The organism is Enterocloster citroniae, assembly GCF_040545455.1.
GTDB lineage: Bacteria > Bacillota > Clostridia > Lachnospirales > Lachnospiraceae > Enterocloster > Enterocloster citroniae.
Genome location: NZ_JBEPLZ010000005.1, coordinates 42396 through 63659 on the forward strand (window position 1 = coordinate 42396; position 21264 = coordinate 63659).

Here is a 21264-nt window from a genome sequence, read left to right on the forward strand (position 1 = left end):
CTGTTATTTGTATAATGGCCCGTAAGCGGCGCAGGCCCTGAAATCCTGCCCCTCTTTATCCATCCCGTATGCGTTCCAGCATGCGGGACGGAATATGGTTTCCTCCGGCACATTGTGCATGCATACAGGAATGCGCAGCATGGAGCAGAGGGAAATGACGTCCGCTCCCACATGGCCATAGCTGATGGCGCCATGGTTGGCTCCCCAGTTATTCATCACATCATAGGCGCTTTTAAAGACGCCCGCCGGTGTTGTCCTGGGTGCAAACCAGGTACAGGGCCAGGTGTAATCCGTCCGTTTCCATATCACATCCGAAACCTCTTTTGGAAGCTCCACGCTCCATCCTTCTGCAATCTGTACCACCGGACCGATCCCTTTTATTATGTTCAGCCGGATCATGGTCATAGGCATCTCGCATTTAGTCTCAAAGCGTGAAGAATAGCCTCCTCCCCGGAAGTATCCCAGATCCGCCTCACACCAGGTTGTGGCCTTCAGGCAGGCATCCACGTCCTCCTTTGACATTTCCCAGAAAGGTTTGATCACCGGTTTTCCCGATCCATCCCTTGCCTCTGCGCATGCATCCAGACAGCAGGCCCCGGAATTGATCAGATGGATGAAACCGTCAGCCTCCTTTGCATGTCCTTCCAGTTCATATCCCGTAACCCGTCTGACCCCATCCCCCGACCAGCAGGTGCGCACATCGGCAAACATCTGGGCGCGGTTTGTCAGAAGTTTTAAGAACAGCATACTGGCCCCGTTTAACGTATCATTTTCTGTGGCCAGGATATACGGTTCGCGGGCTCCGTTCCAGTCAAAGGAGGAGTTGAGGATCGCTTCCGGGAAATCCGTATTGGGAAGATAATCCGTCCACTGCCTCTGCCCCTGAAAACCGGCTGCCAGTGCATTGTGGCCCAGCATCTCCTCTGAACAGCCCTGTGCAAGTCTTTTGTTTCCGTTCATCAGATCCTTGATCACCAGGGCGCATTTCACTGTAAATTCCCAGTTTTTCTCCTTCTGCTCCCTGGTATGCCTTGCATGTTCCGGATTCTTGTCAAACCCTTCCGGGCACTTTTCCTTGGTCCATGCCAGGGCCTTCTCATATTCCTTCTGATCGTAGATCTCCAGTTCGATCCGGCGCAGCACCTCTACCTCATCCACGGATTCCACCCTCATACCCAGATATTCCTCAAAAAAGTCAGGGTCAATGGCGGAACCGGAAATACCCATGCAGGCAGCGCCGATCTGCAGGTAGGATTTTCCTCTCATGGTGGCTGCGGCCACTGCGGCACGTCCGAAACGCAGAAGCTTCTCCTGCACGTCCCTTGGGATCTCTGTGTCATCCGCGTCCTGTACATCCTTCCCATAGATTCCAAAAGCGGGCAGCCCCTTTCTCCCGTATCCGGCCAGCACAGAGGCCAGATAAACGGCCCCGGGGCGCTCTGTGGCATTCAGGCCCCACACACCTTTGATCGTCATGGGGTCCATATCCATGGTCTCGGACCCGTAACACCAGCAGGGGGTTACGGAAAGGGTAATATCCACCCCTTCCTTTTTGAACTTCTCCGCACATGCAGCGCTCTCCGCCACACGTCCAATGGTCTGGTCCGCAATGATCACTCTCACCGGACTGCCGTCCGTATATTTTAAATTCGTTTCCAGCAGCTGCTTTGCCGCCTGGGCCATTGCCATGGTCTGTCCCTCAAGGGAGCCCCTCACATCCAGAATCCCCTTTCTGGCATCTATGATGGGACGGATGCCGATCACCGGGTAATCTCCTATCAATCTCTTTTCCGACATTACATATCCTCCTTTAGATCATTTTAATTTTAAATACCACCTTTACCACATCACAGCTGTTCAGATACGTTATGCAGGGCATATGGGCGTCCTGGGGTTCGTAGTATCCGAACATTCCGCTTTTTAAGACATCCGCACCGCTGTCCCTTCTGGGTTCATAAAAGAGGATGTCTTCCTCCGGAGTACGGTCCTCCGCAAGCACCAGCTCCTCCACACGGTCCGTATAGATCATCTCTTCCCCTTTGTGGATATACTGCAGGTCCGCGTATTTTTTATGTGATTCCATGCGTGAAGAATCCTTGTCCCTGGTATGGTACTTCTGGATAAGGGCAATGAGTGTGTCCTCCCTCAGCACATACCGTCCTTCCTCCAACTCCTGCATATCCAGCGCTTTGATAAACTCCTCAATTTCCTTTTGGTATTTTTCAAGCTGCGGATAGCTTCCCAGGTTTTCAATCTTATCAGTCACCATCTTACACCTCATATAATGTTATTTGTTCCATCAGCCCGTAGGGTTCCAGCACATAGCCGCTGCAGTGGTACATTCCTTCTGTCCGGAAATCCTTCCAGCTGATCCTGGTGCAGCCGGTGTATGCCTGATGGAAAGGACCAAACATGTTTCTGGGGCTTCCCACCACCTCAATATCCAGATGGTTTTCCTTTTCCTCCAGATGATCCGTGATATCCAGATCCCTGTAGCACTTGCCCATGAGATATCCTGCCTTTTTACCGTTTACCAATATTCCTGCCAGTGTTCCCCTGTATTGGCCCAGATGGAGTATGATCCGTTTGCTGTCTTTCATTTTCCCCGGCAGGTCAAAATGGTAGACCATGCTGCCTGCATAATGGTAATATCCCTGGAAACACCAGTCTCCAAAATGGATCCGTTCCGGTTCTGCGGTAATGGCTCTCTGTGGATTCACACCAAAATCACCTATGATATAGCTGTCCTCCAGTTCCACCTTCCGGCTGTATTTCCCGGTTATCTCAAGGATGTTTTTTCCGGTTTTTAATCCATTCAGCCGAATCTTTTTCATATCACGGTCCATAAAATATCCGTCTGCCAATTCACATCCCATACCGTTGCAGGTTACCAAATAGCCCTCCGGCTTTTCGATCACCCCATAACATACCGTTTCCGGCAGGGCTTCCACTGAAAACTCAAACCGCAGGGCAAATGCAGTACCGTCCGTTTTGCAGGGATCATTGATCCACATGTATCTTTGGGGCGCTCCGTTGTAATATACCTGCTGCATGTTAAGCTGTTCCCTGATCCGGCGCTGGGCCTGCCACACCTCCATTTCATCCGACCACTCTCCATGGTCCAGGCAATAGCGGCAACGGTCCAGGGTCAGTACATTGGGAGCGGTCCGGGAAAACGCCGCCTCCGGCCCCAGTGCGGCAAAAACAGGATCCGTATAATGGGGATGGCGGTATGGAAATGCCTGTTTCCCCTCTTTGGGCGCTTCTTTGGTATGGATCAGATAGATCCTGCTCAAGGCGGGGCGGAATGTATCCACAAACGCCATGCCGGCGCCGGATCGTTCCACCTCTTTTTCCCACTTTTCCCCGGTCCATAAATCTAACACTTCCACTTTCCCCCGGACTGATAAGGAAAACGTGACGGGATGTTCCCCCTCCCGGTCATGATTGACCGCAAACACCAGGTATCCGTCCTCTGTTTTCCTCAGCATGGTAAGGATCTGCGTATCCTCCCCGCCCTCCTTTTTTTCCACCCGCACTTCCCTGGGCTGTACCTGTTCCAGTACTCCTAACAGTTCTTCAAAGGATGTGCACCTGAAAATGGGCGCGTTTCCAAATACATGTTCCGCCAGACAGCCGGGCCTTCCCTCAATCATGCGCGGAAATGCTCCCACCCAGATGAGACGGCCTCCCGCCTTTACAAATTCTTCCAAAAGATCCACTGTGGTCTTAAACAGGGACAAAACCCCGGGCACCACCACTGTGTCATACCTGCGGATGCCCACCCGCAGCATTTTGTTGTCAACCGATGCATTTTCCCCCAGGATGATCTCATCTCCAAAATCAAAATCCCAGTGGGCTCCCAACAGCATGTTTGCCAGCCGGTTATACTCCTCACCCAAGCGGTTCAGATCCGTAATATGGCTGTCCAGCCATCCCATATTCATCTCTATGTGGTCCAGATCCTCCTCCGGGCTGCTTTTACACATGGTCCACAGCGAGGTAATGGGATGAACTACCAAAACATGCCTTACCACCTCCCCCGTGGTGACACATGCGGACAGGCGGGCAAAATATGTTTCCATCAGATGGTTGTGCTCCCACCAGGTTGTCTGGTAGTTAAACACAGGAGGATAATCCCTTTTCCTGCATCCTGTGATGGAATACTGGGCCAGATGCTGGCACCTTCTGGTCACTCCCATTACAAACTGCCAGTCTCCCAGCCACTTCTGACCCTCGAAGGTGAACTCCCACCCCGTACAGCCATAAGTCTCTGAGAGAACCATGGTGCGTCCATATTGGTTCGCCACACTGGTGCACTGCTTTACGGTGAGATACTCCCGGGTCTGTTCCCCCAGGATATCGATCCCCGGGCAATGCATGAACCGGTACAAAGGCATGGCCGCGCCGCAGACCCGGATGTTATAGCCCAGATCATTTTCATACAGCACATGCCCTGTCATGGACAGGCTGTTTTCATCGCACCACTGATACAGCTGCTTCATGTAACTCTCGGAGAAAAGCTCCGTGACCGTGCGCCAGTAATCGTGGCGGATCCTGCTGCTCTCCTTGCCTTCTATAAACAGATAGGGCAGATATTCCATGGGGCTGTAACCCCTTTTTTCCTCAAATACCCGGGGGAAATCTTCCGTCCACACAAGCCAGGGCCGTCCCTTTGTAAATACACTGAAAAAATCACAGCAGTTGGGCTCGTCTGTGAAAAAACCTTTGATCCGTTTTCCAAATTCTGCTCCAAACCGCTGCTTATACCGGCCGTGGGTCATTTGCATAAATTCACTCACCGCCTGGGGGTTCAGGTTATCCGTGGGGGCGTATCCGTTGTACCATTCGCTGGCGCCGGAACGCTCCATCCTCAGGACCAGGACCATCCCCTCCACCACGTTGTCATAGATTCCCAGGATCTTCCCGTCCACAGCTGCTTCTTCCCCGGAAAGCCCCAGGCTTCCGGCCTCTTTACAGGGCAGGATCTCCGGGGGCAGGATCTCCAGGGTAAGTCCCTTGGCGGCGTATTGGTCCGGATTCCTGCGGCTGACCATTCCCCCGGCAGAACCGGAGGGCCACTTATCCTCATCATAGATCCAGACCTCCAGATCCTCCTCCGATGCCTTGTCCACGCACAGTGCCAGCGCATCCATCCATTCCCCGGAGAGGTATGGGGTCTCCAGCCCCTCTCTGGAATGGACAAAGAAACCGCCCATTCCTTCTTTCTTCATCTCACCGATCTGAAACTCCAGATTCTCCCGGTCAAGGAAGGCGTTCCACCCCCAAAAGGGGGCGCTCCTGAACTCTTTGTCCGGATGTTCCCATTGAGCCAGGAGCGTATGTAAGTCTGCTATCTTCATCTGCGTTATGCCTCCCAGGCTTTATTTCCAAACATCTGTCCATTTACATAAATGTATTTGGAATAAACAGTATGATATCGGGTACATAGGTCACAAGGAACAGCAATCCGATCATGATCAGCACCATGGGCAGGATCTCCCTTATGACACCGGCGATCCTGGTTTTCCCCAGTCCGGCTACAATAAACAGCAGCATGCCAAAGGGCGGGGTGGATAGCCCGATCATCATATTCAGGCAGATCACAACGCCAAAGTGGACCAGGTCGATCCCAAACGCCTTGACCAGCGGAAGCACCATGGGGACAAATACCAGCTGGATCGTACTCACATCCAGCACACAGCCCAGGAGCAAAAATACAATGTTGACCACAAACAGGAAAATGTATTTGTTGTCCGTGATTCCTGTAACAACCGTTGCCACAGCTGCCGGAACCTGCTCCAGTGAAATGATATAGGAGAACAGCATGGAGGTTCCGCACAAAAGCGCCAGGGCAGCTGTATTGGCAGCGGATTTCCTGATGATACCAATCAGTTTCTTAAGACCAAGGGTACGGTAGATCAGCAGGGAGATAAGAAGGGCGTAGGCGGAGGCGATGGCGCCGGCTTCCGTGGGTGTGCACACGCCTGTATAGATGCCTCCCAGAAGAAGGATAACTGTAAACAGGGCCGGAAACGCAATAATGGTGGCTTTCCCAAACTGGCGCAGGGTCATCACCACACCGGCAGGATAATTGCGCTTGTGGGAAATGTATGCCACATAGATCATCAGTAAAACTGCCAGCAGTACCCCCGGAACCATGCCTCCCATAAAAAGCTTGCCCACCGATGCCCCGGACAGCATGGCGTAAATGACCATGGGAATGGACGGCGGGAAAATGGGTCCGATGGTGGCGGACGCCGCGGTAATGGCGCAGCTGAACTCCGGGTCATACCCCTCTTTTTTCATCTGCTCGATCTCCATCAGGCCGATGCCGGAAGCATCCGCTATGGCCGATCCTGTCATTCCCGAGAAGATAAGGGAGATAAATACGTTGACCTGGGCCGTACCGCCCTTCAGGCGCCCCAGCAGGCCGTTGCAGAATGAAAACAGTTTGTCGGTGACCTCCCCCTCGTTAAGCACATTGGCCATAAAGATAAACAGGGGAGCCGCCAGCATGGTATAATTGGAAAACATATTTCCGGTTATGACGGTAAATACCTGCCCCACCTTATCAGGCGCCGCAAGCAGATAATAGGTAATTGACGCTGCAAGCATGGAAAATGATACCGGCATACGGATAATGAAACAAACTGCAAGTACAACAAATAACATGATAATAGGAATATTCATTTTATGCCGCCCCTTCCTTGATCTGCTTATAATCCTTTACGGTTTTTACGATATTGATGACAGTGCGCACGATCACCTCTGCCAGCATGTACACAAAGGGAGCGAATACCACCGTGTAGGGCAGTTTAAGCACTCCTGTCACCATCTGCCTGCCCAGCAGGGCCTGTACGCACGGGACAAAACAAAACAGCAGAAGGGCCAGCAGGAAAATGTTATAGACCATTTTGCACATGAATTGCCCAAAAGGCTTTAATGTATCGTAGACCAGTCCAAACACTACGTGTTCGTCCGCTTCAATTGCCTTACCCACGCCGAAAAACATGGTCCACATATATCCCAGAACGGACACTTCATAACTCCAGGTCACCGCGCTTCTGAAAAAATACCTGGAACAGATGGAGATCATAAATGTGATGAATATCATTATAAACGATATGCTGGGCACAACGATCCCCATGAAATCCACCACGGCTTTTCCCGCCTTTTTCAAGTTATCCAAAATAAATCCTCCTTTCACAAACAGGGAATAGGTATGGCCTACTCCCTGCCTATCAGCACATGGTCAGAAATCAGCACAGCTTCCTAGTTGGCCATTGCCTGGATCCTGTCATACAGATCCATATCCCATGTTTCCGTCTGTTCCGGATGGTTTGTATAGTAAGCCTGAACCTTTTCCTTAAACTCCACCAGGTCAGGGTATGTGATGGTACAGCCCTTTTCCTCAAGGAAGGCAATGTCCTTTTCCTCCTCCTCAATCCTGGCATCATCATTTACGCTTCTTGCGTATTCCATGGCCTCTGTCACCGCTGCCTTCTGTGCATCGGTCATGCTGTTCCAGGTATCCGTATTGATACAGGGAAGAATGGAATCGATCACATGATTGGTGATGGCTATATAGGGCGCCACCTCATAGAACGCGGCGCTGACATCCGTGGGAAGGGGATTCTCCTGGGCATCCACTGCGCCTGTCTGCAGCGCGGTATACAGTTCGGAAAAGGAAAGAGGGGTGGGGTTGGCTCCCAGGGCCTCGCCCAGGTTCAGCCAAGTCTCGGAGTTGGGCATCCTGAGCAGTATCCCGCTCATATCCTCGTAGGTGTTGATCTCTTTATTTCTTGTATTCACCACACGGCTTCCCAGATAAAAAGCGGACATTGGGATACAGTTGATCTGGCTCTGGATGTTTCCAAAGACCTCCTCCCCAAGCTCTCCGTTCAGCGTATTGGTCATATGGTCATAGGAGCTCCAGAAATACCCTGACGCCACCATGGAGCACCATTCCAGTCCCGACTGTGTGGCCAGTGTGGGGAAGGATATGTAGGCCAGATCCGCATCCCCGGACAGCAGGGCATCAAATTCATTCTCAGATGAGAACAGAGTACCGTCTGAGTATGTTTTACAGGTGACGGAGCCTCCGGACAGTTCCTTTACCTTTTCTGCAAATGCCGTCATGGCAATGGTATGGGAATCGCCTGTCACGGACACTGAGGTAAAGATCAGATCCACGGACGGATCCGCCGAGGCGTCCGCCGTCCCCTGGGAACCGGCTTGTCCCTCTGATTCCTTTGACGCATCAGCCGCCGGCGCCTGGGCCGGTGCTGTCTCTTTTCCTGAACTGCCTGAGCAGCCTGTTAAAGCGCCTGCTGCCAGTGATGCTGAAAGTACCATTGCTATCAATCTCTTCTTCATAAATGTAATCCTCCTATACATTTCCATTGTTAACGTGACTTATACTCCAAAAAACCTGTTCCTGTACACCTGTGTAATGGCATGAAACTGTTCAATCTCCATCCTCTTGCTCTCTGTCAGAAGGGATGCATCCTTTGATCGGGTCACCAGGCTCATATCCACGCCCTCCAGCTGCATGTGATACTTACAGTTGACAGGGTAAACCTGGCACTCCACCATGGAGGCGGCTCCCAGGAAATCCATGAGCTCCTTTGCCCGCTCCGGTTCCTTATGGTAATTGCTGCACATCCATGCATACAGATCCCCATGGAAGTTGGCCATGACTCCAGAATATCCTGCGCACCCCATTTTCAGGCTTTCCAACAGGGTTGCCGCATTGGCGTTAAAGATCTTAAGAGCGGTTCCCTTTACTGCCTCACACTTTGCCTTCAGCTGTTTCAGGTCACAGCATGTATCCTTTAAGAACGCAAATTTTCCTGTCTGAGCGCACCACCTTAATAATTCAGGGGAGAGCAGGCGCTTATAGGGGGCCGGGCATTCGTAAACCCCAAAGCTGTCAGCCTCAACATGGTCCAGCAGATATTCAATGTTCTTTTTTGCTATGTCCTCACTCTCCCCCTCCTTTGCAAACTGGTTTGAGATAAACACATAAGACTCCGCCCCCGCATCAATGATCGCCTGGGCTTCCCGAACCTGATCCTCCATCTTTTCAGCCACATGTCCGGAGGCAATGACACCCATATGCTTTGGTGTATTACGGATCACAAACCTTGCCAGCTCTAACCGCTCCTCCTTATCCAGGAAAAACATCTCGCTGGACTGGCAAACCGCGAAAATTCCTGTTACATTCATCCTCTCATACCACTGGATGATCCTCAGGACCGCATCATAATCAACCTTGTTGTCGGCAGTGAAAGGCGTGATCATGACCGGCCATACGCCACTTGCTATTTCTTTCATCTCATTCCTCCATTTTGATTTTTTATGTCAGACATAGTATAATGTTTTTAGGTTTGAATTGCATCCAATATAATATCTAGTACTATTTCATACTTTTTGTGAACTGGATCAAACTCTTATTGTGTTTTCAGAAATAGTCTCACTAAAGCAAAGGAGGGTCCCAACAATGCCTGAAATTTTTGATGATTACTGCTGGCAGAAGCATAAGCAGGTCATAACACGGGAAAAGCATCATATTCCAGGCCTGGCGAACTTTGCCCACTGGCGTATGAATTCATCCATCCCCCCAAGCCCCACCCATTACCACTCGGATATATGGGAAATCCACTGTATGATCAAAGGAAAGAGGATTTCCTTTTTAGAACAGATGGATGGACGTGTCTCCTACACCATCACCGGAAACGAAGCCTTTATCACCTTCCCCTATGAACTCCATGGGAACGGCAACCTGCCCCAGATGCCCTGTGAGTTCTACGCGTTCCAGATCGATATGAAGGAGCGCAATAACCTTCTCTGTCTGAACAAGGAGTACAGCAACGCTCTCTGTGACTATCTGCTTTCCATCAAGCACCGCCATCTGCAGATGTCAACCACCGAAATCCAGCTCATACGCATGGCCTTCAACTTATTTTCCAGTGAAAATATACAGGATGTGAGAAACGGGGTTTTATTTTTAAGCTGTTTCCTCTCCAATCTGTGCTATATGCTTCCAGTGGAAAAAGGAGCGATCCATCCCTTTAACCCTAACATCCAGCAATCCATTGATTACATCCGGGAAAACATCAGCAGGTCCCTGTCCCTTCAGGAACTGGCTGAAGCCTCAGGCTATTCCCTGTCCAGGTTTAAGACAAAATTTAAGGAGGAGGTGGGCATCACCCCCAATGAATATATCCTGCTCCAGAAAATGGAACAGGCCAAGCACATGCTGGAAACCAGCGATATCCAGATCACAAAGCTGGCTTACGAACTGGGCTTTTCCTCCAGCAATTATTTTTCCTCAGTTTTCAAAAAGCTGTTAAACTGTAATCCAATGGAATATAGAAAGAATTTTAACTCTTATCTGCAAAACTATGCCTCCAAACATACACTGTAAAACGTGGTATGGAAAGTGCAGCAATAATATAAAAGGAAGAAACGGCAAAAAAACGGCCCGGCAGAACGCCCGGACCGCAGAATGCAGACAAACTAATTTTTGTTTTAGGGTTCGAGGGGCAAGCCCCTCGGACTGATTTCCTTATGGTGTATGCCTATAATATTTCCCTATGGTATCTGAAACTATCCAACATACTTCTTAAGTGTGGCTCTCACAGCCCCCGGGCCTGCAATCTCCTCCTGGAACATTGCCTCCACCGTCTCGCCGATGCCGGCCTCATAAAGGTCGATTCCAAAGATATTGGCATTGGAAAGGATGGGCTTTAACTGTCCCGTGTAGGACTCAGGCGTTCCAACCTGGATTCCCTTTAACGCAGCTGTCAGCTCAGGCACCATGGGATCGGCTGAAAGCTCAAATGCATTGCCCTCATCATCCACTGCCAGCAGATACCTGCACCAGCCCGCAAGGGCCAGGGGAATGGCCTTCAGCTTCTTTGCATCGCCATACTTTTCAACATAAGCCTTGATGGTCTCGCCATAGCGGATCCCAACCTTTTGTGAGGTGTCAGTGGCGATCCTCTGTGGCGTATCAGGCATAAAGGGGTTGGGGATCCTCACATTGATGACTTCATTTACAAAGTCTTCAGGGGACAGGATGCCGGGGTCTGTCACAACAGGCATTCCCTCCACCGGACCGATCTCATGGACCAGCCTGTTCAGCTGCTCATCCTTCATCTCATCCGCGATCAAGGTATATCCCAGCACGCAGCCGTATACGGCCAGAGCTGTGTGAAGAGGGTTCAGGCAGGTGGTTACCTTCATCCGCTCCACCTTGTTGACCGTATCCCTGTCAGTCATATATACGCCGGCCTTTTCCAGGGCAGGCCTGCCATTGGGGAACTTGTCCTCGATCACCAGGTACTGAGGTCCCTCTGCGTTTACAAATGGAGCAATATAAGTCTTCTTGGAGGTGATGACCGGGGCCATATCCTCCACACCGGCCTTCTCCAACTCAGCGCATACGGAATCCGCGGGGCGTGGGGTGATCTTATCGATCATGGACCAGGGGAAGGAAACCTGGTTCTCATCAGAGAGATAGGCAATGAATCCGTCCTCCACATATCCCTTCTGGTTCCATTCCTTTGCCATGGTAAGGATGGAGCTTTGAAGCTTCTCACCATTGTGGGAGCAGTTATCCATGGATACCACTGCCAGCGGAGCCTTGCATGCCTTATATCTCTCATATAAGAGAGCGCATACAACTGCCATGGCAGATACGGCCTTGTCCGGACCATTGTCAATGTCCGCCTGTATAAATGGGAAATAAGTTCCGTCCGATCCCTTCAGGGCATAGCCCTTTTCCGTTATGGTAAAGGAGATCATCTGAAGCACCGGATTGATAAAAATCTCCTTTAAACGGTCCCACTCCTCTTTCACCCCTGACTGGGCCTTCAGGGCCTCGGTAAGAGATCCGATGACCTTCTTGTCCGTGGAACCGTCAGCCTTTAAGGTAACTGCCAGCACCAGGTTGTCGTAGGGCTTATATATCTGATCAATCACATCAAAATCAAAGGTTTCCACGCAGGTGATGCCCTTGCTGCTCTCCCCGCTCTCGATCAGCCTGTCCGCCAGTCCGCCGATAAATATACGGAAAATGTTCCCTGCTCCAAAGTGCACCCACACAGGCGCCTGCTTTGTCTCTTCCGCCACTGCACGGGTATCGTATTTAGGAAGTCCGATACCGGCTGCTTCCCACAAACTCTTGTCTTTTAATCCTTCCAATGTTAGTTTCATCTGATTACCCTTTCCTTTTGAAATAAGAATATTGATAGATTACAAATAAAGCAAGTCTCACTAGTATGGTAGTATATGGAAGCTTTATTTTCAATATGTAATTTTTCACAATATTTATTATGTATTTTTATGAAAAACGCTCATATTTTTCCATTTTATTTTCCGCCATTGACAATTCCGTCAAGGGGTATTAGTATACTTGTATGGTAGTTGATGTGATACAATAACACAGAAAATCAATGAATTAAAGGAGAATGATTATGAAAGCCGTACAGATTGTGAAACCCAATGAATTAAAGCTGATCGACATTGAAAAGCCCGTGATCACAGAAAAGGACAATGTTCTTGTTAAGATGACCGCTGCAGGGATCTGCGGTTCCGATGTGGGTATTTATCACGGGACCAACGCGGCAGCCACTTACCCCAGGATCATTGGTCATGAGATGGTGGGCAGGGTCGAGGAAGCGGGCCCTGGCGTAGCCAACCTGAAAGTAGGCGACAGGGTTATCATCAATCAGGTCACCAGCTGCGGGCACTGCTACCCCTGTAAGATCGGCAGAGGAAATGTATGTGACAGCCTGGCTGTACGGGGCGTGCATATTGACGGCGGTTACAGGGAATATATTGCTGTTCCGGAATCAGACTGTTATATCCTTCCTGAATCCCTGTCCGACCAGGATGCTGTCATGATCGAGCCCACCACCATCGGTATCCAGTCCTGCACCAGAGCGGATCTTGAAAAGGACGACCTGCTGCTGATCTATGGTTCCGGCGCCCTGGGCAGCTCTATCTTAAAGATCGCACGCCTTCTCTGCGACCACATCATTGTTGCCGATGTGGTGGATGATAAGCTGGAAGCGGCAAAGGCCAACGGAGCCACCCACACCATCAACGTGCTGAAGGAAAACCTGATCGAAAAAGTAAAGGAATACACCTATGGCCACGGCGCCACTGTATCCATCGATGCGGTGTGCAACAAGGATTCCCTGATCAATCTGCTCCAGGCCACAGGCAATGCGGGCCGCGTTATGACCATGGGCTTTTCCACTGCTCCCACAGAGATCAACCAGTTCCTGGTCACCTCCAAAGAGCTGGACGTTAGGGGCTCCAGGCTTCAGAACAAAATGTTCGGCAAAGCCATTGAGCTGGTAAATGAGGGCAAGCTGGACCTTACAAACTCCATCTCCCACACCTTCCCCCTGACCAAAGCCCAGGAAGCGTTTGACTTTGTGGACAGCCACGACCCATCCATCCGCAAGATCGTACTGACCTTTGATTTTTAAAATAATGGAAATGAACCAGAATATGTAATAGATCAGCGAGGATATGATATGGAACTATTAGACAGGCAGCCATCTGAAAACGCGCGCTCCTATGCGCTGCGTGTTCTTCTGTACAACATCATCACCCTTGAACTGGCGCCGGGCAGCGCTGTCAGCGAAAACGAGCTCTCCCTTTTGTTAAAGCTTTCCCGCACTCCGGTGCGGGAGGCCCTTATTGAGCTGAGTAAAATGGGCCTGGTGGACATACAGCCCCAGCGCGGCAGCTACATTGCCAAAATTGACTACGAACTCATTGAGGAGTCCCGTTTCATGCGCCTGGTGTTGGAGAACGCGGTGTTAAAGCTTGTGTGCGAAGGCATTTCCCAGGAATATGAGACATTGCTGAAAGCAAACCTGGAGGATGAGATACGGTATCTGAACGCAGCCGACTATACCCGGCTGTTTGAACTGGACACGGACTTTCACAGGCTGTTATTCCTGTCCGTGGGCAAGGGACGCACCTACGAGGTCATCCATTCCCAGATGGTGCATTTTGACCGGCTCAGGGCCTTGTCCCTGAAATCCCTTAAGCCGGATAAGATCGTGGAGGACCATGAAAATATCCTGTATGCCATTGGCCGCCGCGACAGCGAACTGGCCGAAATGCTCATGACCCGGCACCTTACAAGGCACCGGGTGGAAAAATCAGAACTGGTGAAGCGTTATCCCGGCTACTTTGCGTGAACCGGAACGTTGCCGCGATCCATATTCGGGATCTCAGTGTGTGAAATCCAGATACTTTACCGTATCCGGCAGATCCATCTGTATGACTTCCTTCATTCTTTTTGCAAAGGGACACGGATATCCAATGGGTGTCCCTTTTTGTATGCAGGATGCAAATACAATGGTATCCGCTCCCCGCTTCACAAGCTCCCGCGCCCTGAGCACGGCCTTTTTCCCCGGACATCCGCCGCAATTGATAAAACCAATGACCTCAATCTCCTCGTCAATTCCCTCAAACGCCCCCTTTTTCTCCCGTATCATCCTGAAATCCGTGGTTCCCGGGCAGTAATCCTCGGTCTGCATACATCTTATGATTCCCGCTTTCATTCCCTTTTCTCCCCCTTACGCGTTTTAGATAACCTTCCCCTTGAGGCCCTTTTCTCTTGGATCTTGGCCAGCTTTGCAAGGATCCTGGTCGTATCAGCCACATCCAGGTCCCCTGTTTTAAGGAGCTCCGTGTTTTTCAGATACTCCATAAACTGCTTCTGGGTAAAGACAGAATCAGAAGGGCCGTACAAAAGGTTCACACGTGGATTGGTAAACACGGTTACAATGTTCAGATCCCCGTTGATCCCCTCCTCATCCATGGCAGCGCGCACCAGGTCATACTGCTCCTGGCAGAACACCCGCGGATTGGTGAACATCAGGTCCTTTCCGTTCATATGCTGGTTCCAGGGTTTGGATCCCTCCCCAGGGGTAATGGTGCCTCCGAATCCCACGCAGTGGATGCCCGTCACACCGTGAGGCGCCACCAGGAGAGCCACCAGAAGGGCCGTCTTTCCCTGGTATTCCACCATACCTGGCGCCACAACACTCATACCGTTCTTGCCTGCAAACTTCAAAAGCTGGGAAACAAATATGGTGAGGTCGCCTTGGGTGCCATTCTTCTGTTTTGGCTCCCGGCCCCTGCTTTTCTCCGCAGTCCGTCCCTCTTCCCCCTGCTTTTCCTTCTTCTTGTTAATGCCCAATAACAGCTCCGACATACTCTTTCCTGTCCGTGACTGTATCCTTGGCAGCACGACCAAAAACAGGGCCGCTATTACTGCGATCAATACAATCTGCCCTGTGGAACTATCCTGCATGGTATTACTCCTCTCTCAAAACTTATTTATCAGCCAGTATTTGTTTATTATACCATGTCAGCGGGCAACCAGCAATGTTGGTTTTTAGGTCGTTCCAACCTCAGTCAAATGTGAGGACCACCTTGCCCGCACCGCTGCCCTTATCAGCCAGCACGGCAAATGCCTCCTCGTATTTTTCAGCCGGGAACACATGGGTTATAAGCCGGTCCACCCGGTCCAGGCGGTTTGGAAGCTGTTCCAGCGTTTCCGGGAATTTTTCCATCTGGTGCCTGGTCCCCAGGATGGTGAGTTCCTTTGCATTGACCGCCTTAAAGTCGATTGCAATGGGTGTCTGGCCAAATGTCATGGCCACCAGACGGCCGGCCGGTGACAGGATCTTTACGGCGTGTTCCAGAAGAGCCGGGATCCCCGCTGCCTCAAACACCACATTGACCCCCTCTCCCTTTGTCACCTCCATGATCAGTGCGTCCAGATCCTCCTTCATGGGATTGACCATGTGATCCGCCCCAAACCCGGCTGCCATGGCAAGCCTGTTTTCATTTGGCTCGGATACGATCACCACCGCTCCCCGGCTCTTAGCCACATCCGCTACGATCAGGCCGATAGGCCCTGCCCCGTGGACCAGGACCACGTCCCCGGGCCTGACATTGCCGCGCCAATTGGCCTGGGATCCAATGGTGTAGGGTTCACACAGGGCTGCCTGGACATAACTCATTTTACGTTTATCATATTGGTACACCTGGGACCGCTTTACCACTGCATACTCCCTGAATGTCCCGTCCACAATACATCCCAGAACCTTAAGGTCCCTGCACACATTGTGGTGGCCGCTGCGGCAGGCATAACATTTTCCGCAGTATGTAATGGGCTCAAATACCACCCCGTCTCCCACCTTAATATCCTTCACCGCCGTTCCGGCCGCCTCCACTTCTCCGGCCGCCTCATGCCCGATCACCCTTGGGTATACCGCATAAGGATTGCTTCCATGGGCCACATGCACATCGGACCCGCAGATCCCCGCGGCACGGATCCGCACCAGGACCTGGTCCGGTTCGGTGATAACAGGCTTCTCTATGTCCAGCATCTCCATGTGGTTTGGTCCAATTACCGTAATTGCTTTCATTTTTCCGTCCTTTCCATCCATTCTGTCCTTAAATACCGGGGCAGGACAGGAATCCTCCGTCCACTGCGATCACCTGCCCCGTAATGTAGCCCGACATATCAGGATCTGCAAAAAACCGCAGCGCTCCCACCAGTTCCCTGGAATCCCCCAGCCTGCCCATGGGCGTGCGGTGGATCACATTGTAGTAGCGCTGGGTGTAGGTTCCGTCAGGATTCACGTACATGTCATGGTTTAAAGGTGTGAGGAAGTATCCGGGAGCAACTGCATTGACCCTTACCTTACCGAATTCATTGGACAGGTAATTGGACAGCCACCGGGTGAACATATCCACGGCAGCCTTGCTGGACGCATAGGCAGGCACCATGCTGAGGGCGTCATAGGCCGCCATGGAGGTGATGTTGATAATGGAATTTCCCTCCACTCCTACAAGGTCCACTGCAAATACCTGGCTGGCGATCACAGTCCCCAGCCAATTCACATTCATGACCCCCATCATCTTTTCAGCGTCAATGTTAAACAGGGTACGGCTCTTTCCCAGCAGTTCCCGGGCAGCTCCCCTGCTGTCCGGGCTGTCCGGATCAGCCTTTGATACCTGCGTATCCATCTCCTCCCCCTGCCTGTATGCTTCCACAGTCGTCTTGGCAAGGGGGTCCTGGATTCCGGCGCAGTTGATCAGCACATTGCACTTTCCCAGTTTTTCCCTCACCTCCCGGCGGGCCTGTTCCATGGAATTTTTGTCCACCACATTACAGCGGACCGCAGCCGCAGTCCCGCCCTGTTCCCTGATTTTTGCCGCCACCCTTTGGGCAGCCTCCATATCATAATCCAGCACAGCGATCAGCTTACCGTCTTTGGCAAGCTCCACGGCAAACACACTGCCAAGGCCGCCGCCTGCGCCGGTTATAACAACAACCTGTCCCATTTTCCTCATCCTCCAACTACTTATAGTGTTAATTTAAAATGCTTGGTATCCACAGGGTAAGCTGGGGTACAAATGATACCAGCATCAGTACAAAAAGGCTCGTGGCCAGGAATGGAATCGTGGCCCTGAAAGCCTTAAAAGCAGAAATTTTTCCTATTTGGGCGCCTGTGCACACGCACATGCCCACCGGCGGTGTTGTCAGCCCCAGCATCAGGTTCAGGATCGCCATCAGCGCAAAGTGGACCGGATCCATCCCCACCGCGGTTGCCACTGGAAGCAGTACCGGAAAGGTGATCAGGATCGCCGCAAGGCTTTCCATGAACATACCCACAAACAGCAGCACCACATTGATGAGAAGGATCACCACAATGCGGTTATCCGTGATGCTGAGTATGCTGTTGGCCACCATCTGCGGAATGCGTTCCGCTGTCAGGATATAGGCAAATACATTGGCCAGGCCAATGAGCACGATAATGCTGGCGCAGGCCCTTATATTTTCCCACACAATCCTGGGCACATCCGTGATCTTGATCTCCTTATATACAAAGACTCCTACGATCAGTGCGTATACGCAGGTGACAATGGATGCCTCCGTGGGTGTAAACACACCGGAAAGGATCCCCCCAAGAAGGATGACCGGCATCAACATGGCCCAAATCGCGTCCTTGGTCGTCTGAGCACGCACCTTCCAGTCAGCCCTCTCATGCCTTGGATAATCGCGCTTTACGGAAATGATATAGGTGGGTACACAGAGGGCCAGGCCCAGCAGTATTCCCGGAATGATACCTGCCTGGAACATTTTCCCCACGGAAATACTTACGCAGGAACCAGCTATGACCATGGGCACGCTGGGCGGGATAATGGGACCCACCACCGAAGATGCCGCGGTCACCGCCACGGAAAAATCATCATCATAACCATCCTCCACCATGGCCGGGATCAACATGCTTCCCAGGCTGCACACATCGGCAATGGCGGTGCCGGAAATGCCGGCAAACACCATGCTTGCCACAATGTTTACCAGTGCAAGGCTTCCGCGGAAATGCCCCAGGAAGGAGTTACAGAAATTCAGGATGCGCTTTGTGATCCCTCCCCCGTTCATCAATGCGCCTGCCAGCATAAATCCCGGAATGCAGAGCAGGGTAAAGGAGTCCATGCCGGCATAAAACTTCTGGGCGATGACGGTCAGCGGTATTCCGTTTGCAAACAGATAAAACAGGGATGAAAACCCCAGTGAAAATGCAATGGGCACTCCCAATATCAGCAGTACAAGAAATATGATAAACATCATTGCAACCATATTTTATTCTTCCCCCTTTCCCATTTCCAGGATCTCCCTGATGATTCCGGAGACACAGTATACGGATGTCAGGGCGAATATCCCTACCGGAACCAGGTAGAAGATGCCCATGTTGATCCTCAGTGAAGTGGATACGGTCCTGAGACCTGTTTTCCAGAATATATGGGCCTGTTTTGTGCCTGCCACACCCACAACGCATATGAACACATAATCCAAAATGTTTATGATATGCCTGAACGGGCCATGCATATTGTTTGTCACAATATCGATAACCGCGTACTCGCTGTATTTGATGGCCATGGGCGCACCGAACATAATTGTGTACATAAAAAATAACCTTGTCATTTCGTCTGTCCAGGGAGCCGAGATCCCCGGTGTATACCGTGTGATGACCTGGACCAGAACGCAGATACTTACCAGGCCAAAGGAGAGGGCCGTAAGGTAGTGGAATATCTTATCCAGTATGTCAGTAATTTTCTTCATCGCTATCCCCCGACTGAAATCAAATTTATTAGCTGCGCTTTTATAAAACGCCGCCTGCTGCCCGCAAGCGGCGTCTAAAACCATCCTGTTATTTTGCATTGGCCTCGGACATTTCACAGATCTTCTGATACATATCCCAGAGTTCTGCCCCCTGGTCCTCCAGATAGGACTGGATCACCGGGCTCATGGCTTCCCTGACGGCCTCCCGGTCCACCTCTGTGTTAATTATCATGCCTGCGTCTATACACTTCTGGCGGTAATCATCCTTGTGCTCATAGTAGTAATCATTGGTCCACTGCTGCATTTCCCGGGATGTCTCTTCCAGCCAGCCCTTCATCTCATCATCCAGCCCATTGTAAAGGTCGGCCGAGATCAGATTGAGGATCGTTGAATATACATGGTTTGTCTCATTCACATACGTTTGTACTTCATAAAAGCTGTTGTCATAGATCATGTCATAAGGATTCTCCTGCATCTCCACAACCCCCTGGCTCAATGCGTTAAAGGTCTCTCCCAGGGCAATGGATGAGCACACAGCGCCTGCACTGTTCCACATATTGGTGTGCAGCGTGTTGCCGGACATACGCATCTTTCGTCCGCTCAGGTCAGCGGGGGTGTTGATCGGCACATTGGAAGTCAGCTGGCGGGCGCCGCGCAGCTGATACCACAGCACATGAAAGCCCGCTGTCTCAAAGTCGTTTTTGATGGAAGTTCCGATCTCACTCTCAACCATGTTCTGTACATCTTCCTCCGAGTTGTAAGCCCAGGGCGCTTCCAAAAGAGTGGCGCTGGGCGCATATCCGTTAAAGGATCCTCCGGACATGGTCATATCCGTTGTGCCCACCAGCATACCCGCCAGGGAATCCGCCTCTGAACCGGATGAACTGGAGGGATAGATTTCTACCACAAAGCGTCCGCCTGACTTTTCCTCCAGACGCTTCTTAAACTCGGTCGCCGCCTGCCCCCACGGATGGTCCAGGGATACGGTCAGATCATACTTCAGCTTTACGGTCTCCCCTGCGGCAGCCGCTTCCTTGCTGCCGGCAGCCGCTGCCTGAGTGTCCTTGCCCCCTGCCTCTGCCGCCTGGGTGGCAGGCGTGGCGCCCGAACCCGAACCGCATCCAAAGAGCATACTTGCACTTAATACCACGGAAATGATGACTGCTAATCTTTTTTTCATTCAATGATCCTCCTGTATTTATGTTTGTTTTAACTGTTTTAATAAGCCCGGATCCTGTCTATGCAGGCCGCATAATCCTCCTCCTGGAAAAACAGCTCCTGTTTTCCCAATACAAACCCCTCCACTCCGCAGTTATGGTACAGGTCGCTGATAATCTCCTTTGTGGCTCCCCCATCCAGCAGAAGGTGATAATCAAGTCCATGTTCCTCCCTGTAGCTGTTGAGTTCAATAAACTTCTGACGGGTATAGGGCATAAATTCCCTGCCTGCAAATCCGGGATTTACCGCCATGATCATGACATAATCCGTAATCGGAAGCATATCCTTCACACGTTCCAGCGCGGTACAGGGATTCAGGATAAGACCGGTCTTCTTGCCCTGCATCTGGATCAGCTCAAGGGTGGCGGACGGAATCAGTTCTGATTCCGGGTGGATATAAATGATATCAGCTCCTGCCTGGGCTACCTTTTCTATGTAGTTGTGCGGATTCATGACCATCATATGGCAGTCAATTAATTTGCGGGCCCCCCGGTCCGTAACCCTCCGGATCATCTCCAGTTCACGTACAGACATTCCAAAGTTTGGAACAAATGTCCCATCCATCAGGTCCACATGATAAATATCCATATCCGTGGCATCCAGTTTCTCAACCTCTTCCCTGATATTGTCGATGGCCAGATTTAATATGGACGGACACAATAATTTCGGCCTCATTTCCATCATGATAAGCTCCTTTTTAATGATTCCTTATTTGCGCTCTTAAAATGTATACTAGTATAACATCTGAGGCAAGTATAATACGATGTATATATAAAGTCAATGGGTTTTGTGATTTTTTATGTTTTTTACAACTTTATCGCTCTCTTATAGTGCTATTTTAACATATTTAATTGCTCATCATGTCT

The 21264-nt window shown here is 51.0% G+C and carries 19 protein-coding genes; 3 read left to right on the forward strand and 16 right to left on the reverse strand.

Annotated elements, in window-relative coordinates; genetic code table 11:
* Window positions 1-3 precede the first annotated feature (3 nt).
* The 7 genes from ABID13_RS07990 to ABID13_RS08020 form a co-directional block, all read right to left on the reverse strand.
* On the reverse strand, window positions 4-1797 hold the full coding sequence (locus ABID13_RS07990) for an L-fucose isomerase (protein WP_045092991.1): 1794 nt from the start codon (window positions 1795-1797) through the stop codon (window positions 4-6).
* Between the two features lie 13 nt (window positions 1798-1810).
* Window positions 1811-2269 carry a NanQ anomerase/TabA/YiaL family protein gene (locus tag ABID13_RS07995; protein ID WP_048929062.1) on the reverse strand — a complete coding sequence of 153 codons (459 nt, stop codon included), beginning with the start codon at window positions 2267-2269 and terminating at the stop codon, window positions 1811-1813.
* 1 nt (window position 2270) lies between these two features.
* Entirely contained in the window at window positions 2271-5363 is a 3093-nt protein-coding gene (locus tag ABID13_RS08000; protein WP_082173771.1) for a glycosyl hydrolase, read from the reverse strand.
* 43 nt (window positions 5364-5406) lie between these two features.
* On the reverse strand, window positions 5407-6693 hold the full coding sequence (locus ABID13_RS08005) for a TRAP transporter large permease (protein WP_048929063.1): 1287 nt from the start codon (window positions 6691-6693) through the stop codon (window positions 5407-5409).
* Between the two features lies 1 nt (window position 6694).
* On the reverse strand, window positions 6695-7192 hold the full coding sequence (locus tag ABID13_RS08010) for a TRAP transporter small permease (RefSeq protein ID WP_007861784.1): 498 nt from the start codon (window positions 7190-7192) through the stop codon (window positions 6695-6697).
* An 83-nt stretch (window positions 7193-7275) separates the two neighbouring features.
* Window positions 7276-8379 carry a sialic acid TRAP transporter substrate-binding protein SiaP gene (locus ABID13_RS08015; RefSeq protein WP_048929064.1) on the reverse strand — a complete coding sequence of 368 codons (1104 nt, stop codon included), beginning with the start codon at window positions 8377-8379 and terminating at the stop codon, window positions 7276-7278.
* A gap of 39 nt (window positions 8380-8418) precedes the next feature.
* Window positions 8419-9339, reverse strand: a complete 921-nt coding sequence (locus tag ABID13_RS08020) for a dihydrodipicolinate synthase family protein (RefSeq protein ID WP_007861788.1) — start codon at window positions 9337-9339, stop codon at window positions 8419-8421.
* Window positions 9340-9505: 166 nt separating this feature from the next.
* Between ABID13_RS08020 and ABID13_RS08025 the strand changes: the two genes are divergently transcribed.
* A complete protein-coding gene (locus ABID13_RS08025; protein ID WP_007861790.1) occupies window positions 9506-10432 on the forward strand; it encodes a helix-turn-helix domain-containing protein in 927 nt (308 codons plus the stop codon).
* A 182-nt stretch (window positions 10433-10614) separates the two neighbouring features.
* Here ABID13_RS08025 and ABID13_RS08030 read toward each other — a convergent pair whose 3' ends face one another.
* Entirely contained in the window at window positions 10615-12225 is a 1611-nt protein-coding gene (locus ABID13_RS08030) for a mannitol dehydrogenase family protein (RefSeq protein WP_007861792.1), read from the reverse strand.
* 260 nt (window positions 12226-12485) lie between these two features.
* On the opposite strand from ABID13_RS08030, the gene ABID13_RS08035 reads away from it, so the two are divergent.
* Window positions 12486-13508, forward strand: coding sequence for a zinc-binding alcohol dehydrogenase family protein (locus ABID13_RS08035; protein ID WP_048929065.1), 1023 nt, complete (start codon window positions 12486-12488; stop codon window positions 13506-13508).
* A gap of 48 nt (window positions 13509-13556) precedes the next feature.
* Window positions 13557-14231, forward strand: coding sequence for a GntR family transcriptional regulator (locus ABID13_RS08040; protein ID WP_007861794.1), 675 nt, complete (start codon window positions 13557-13559; stop codon window positions 14229-14231).
* A gap of 33 nt (window positions 14232-14264) precedes the next feature.
* Here the strand turns inward: ABID13_RS08040 and ABID13_RS08045 are convergent, their stop codons facing one another.
* From ABID13_RS08045 to ABID13_RS08080, 8 genes are all read right to left on the reverse strand, one after another.
* A complete protein-coding gene (locus ABID13_RS08045) occupies window positions 14265-14597 on the reverse strand; it encodes a CGGC domain-containing protein (RefSeq protein ID WP_007861796.1) in 333 nt (110 codons plus the stop codon).
* A complete protein-coding gene (locus tag ABID13_RS08050) occupies window positions 14594-15352 on the reverse strand; it encodes a hypothetical protein (protein WP_007861798.1) in 759 nt (252 codons plus the stop codon). Before ABID13_RS08050 ends, ABID13_RS08045 begins: the two co-directional genes overlap by 4 nt.
* 100 nt (window positions 15353-15452) lie before the next feature.
* Window positions 15453-16475: a zinc-binding alcohol dehydrogenase family protein gene (locus ABID13_RS08055; protein ID WP_048929250.1), complete on the reverse strand. Its 1023-nt coding sequence runs from the start codon at window positions 16473-16475 to the stop codon at window positions 15453-15455.
* 28 nt (window positions 16476-16503) lie between these two features.
* Window positions 16504-17397: an SDR family NAD(P)-dependent oxidoreductase gene (locus tag ABID13_RS08060; protein ID WP_007861801.1), complete on the reverse strand. Its 894-nt coding sequence runs from the start codon at window positions 17395-17397 to the stop codon at window positions 16504-16506.
* 28 nt (window positions 17398-17425) lie between these two features.
* Window positions 17426-18697: a TRAP transporter large permease gene (locus ABID13_RS08065; protein WP_007861803.1), complete on the reverse strand. Its 1272-nt coding sequence runs from the start codon at window positions 18695-18697 to the stop codon at window positions 17426-17428.
* A gap of 3 nt (window positions 18698-18700) precedes the next feature.
* On the reverse strand, window positions 18701-19180 hold the full coding sequence (locus ABID13_RS08070; protein ID WP_048929066.1) for a TRAP transporter small permease: 480 nt from the start codon (window positions 19178-19180) through the stop codon (window positions 18701-18703).
* A gap of 88 nt (window positions 19181-19268) precedes the next feature.
* A complete protein-coding gene (locus ABID13_RS08075; RefSeq protein WP_007861807.1) occupies window positions 19269-20360 on the reverse strand; it encodes a TRAP transporter substrate-binding protein in 1092 nt (363 codons plus the stop codon).
* A gap of 38 nt (window positions 20361-20398) precedes the next feature.
* Window positions 20399-21082, reverse strand: a complete 684-nt coding sequence (locus tag ABID13_RS08080; protein WP_227162123.1) for a ribulose-phosphate 3-epimerase — start codon at window positions 21080-21082, stop codon at window positions 20399-20401.
* Window positions 21083-21264: the final 182 nt, after the last annotated feature.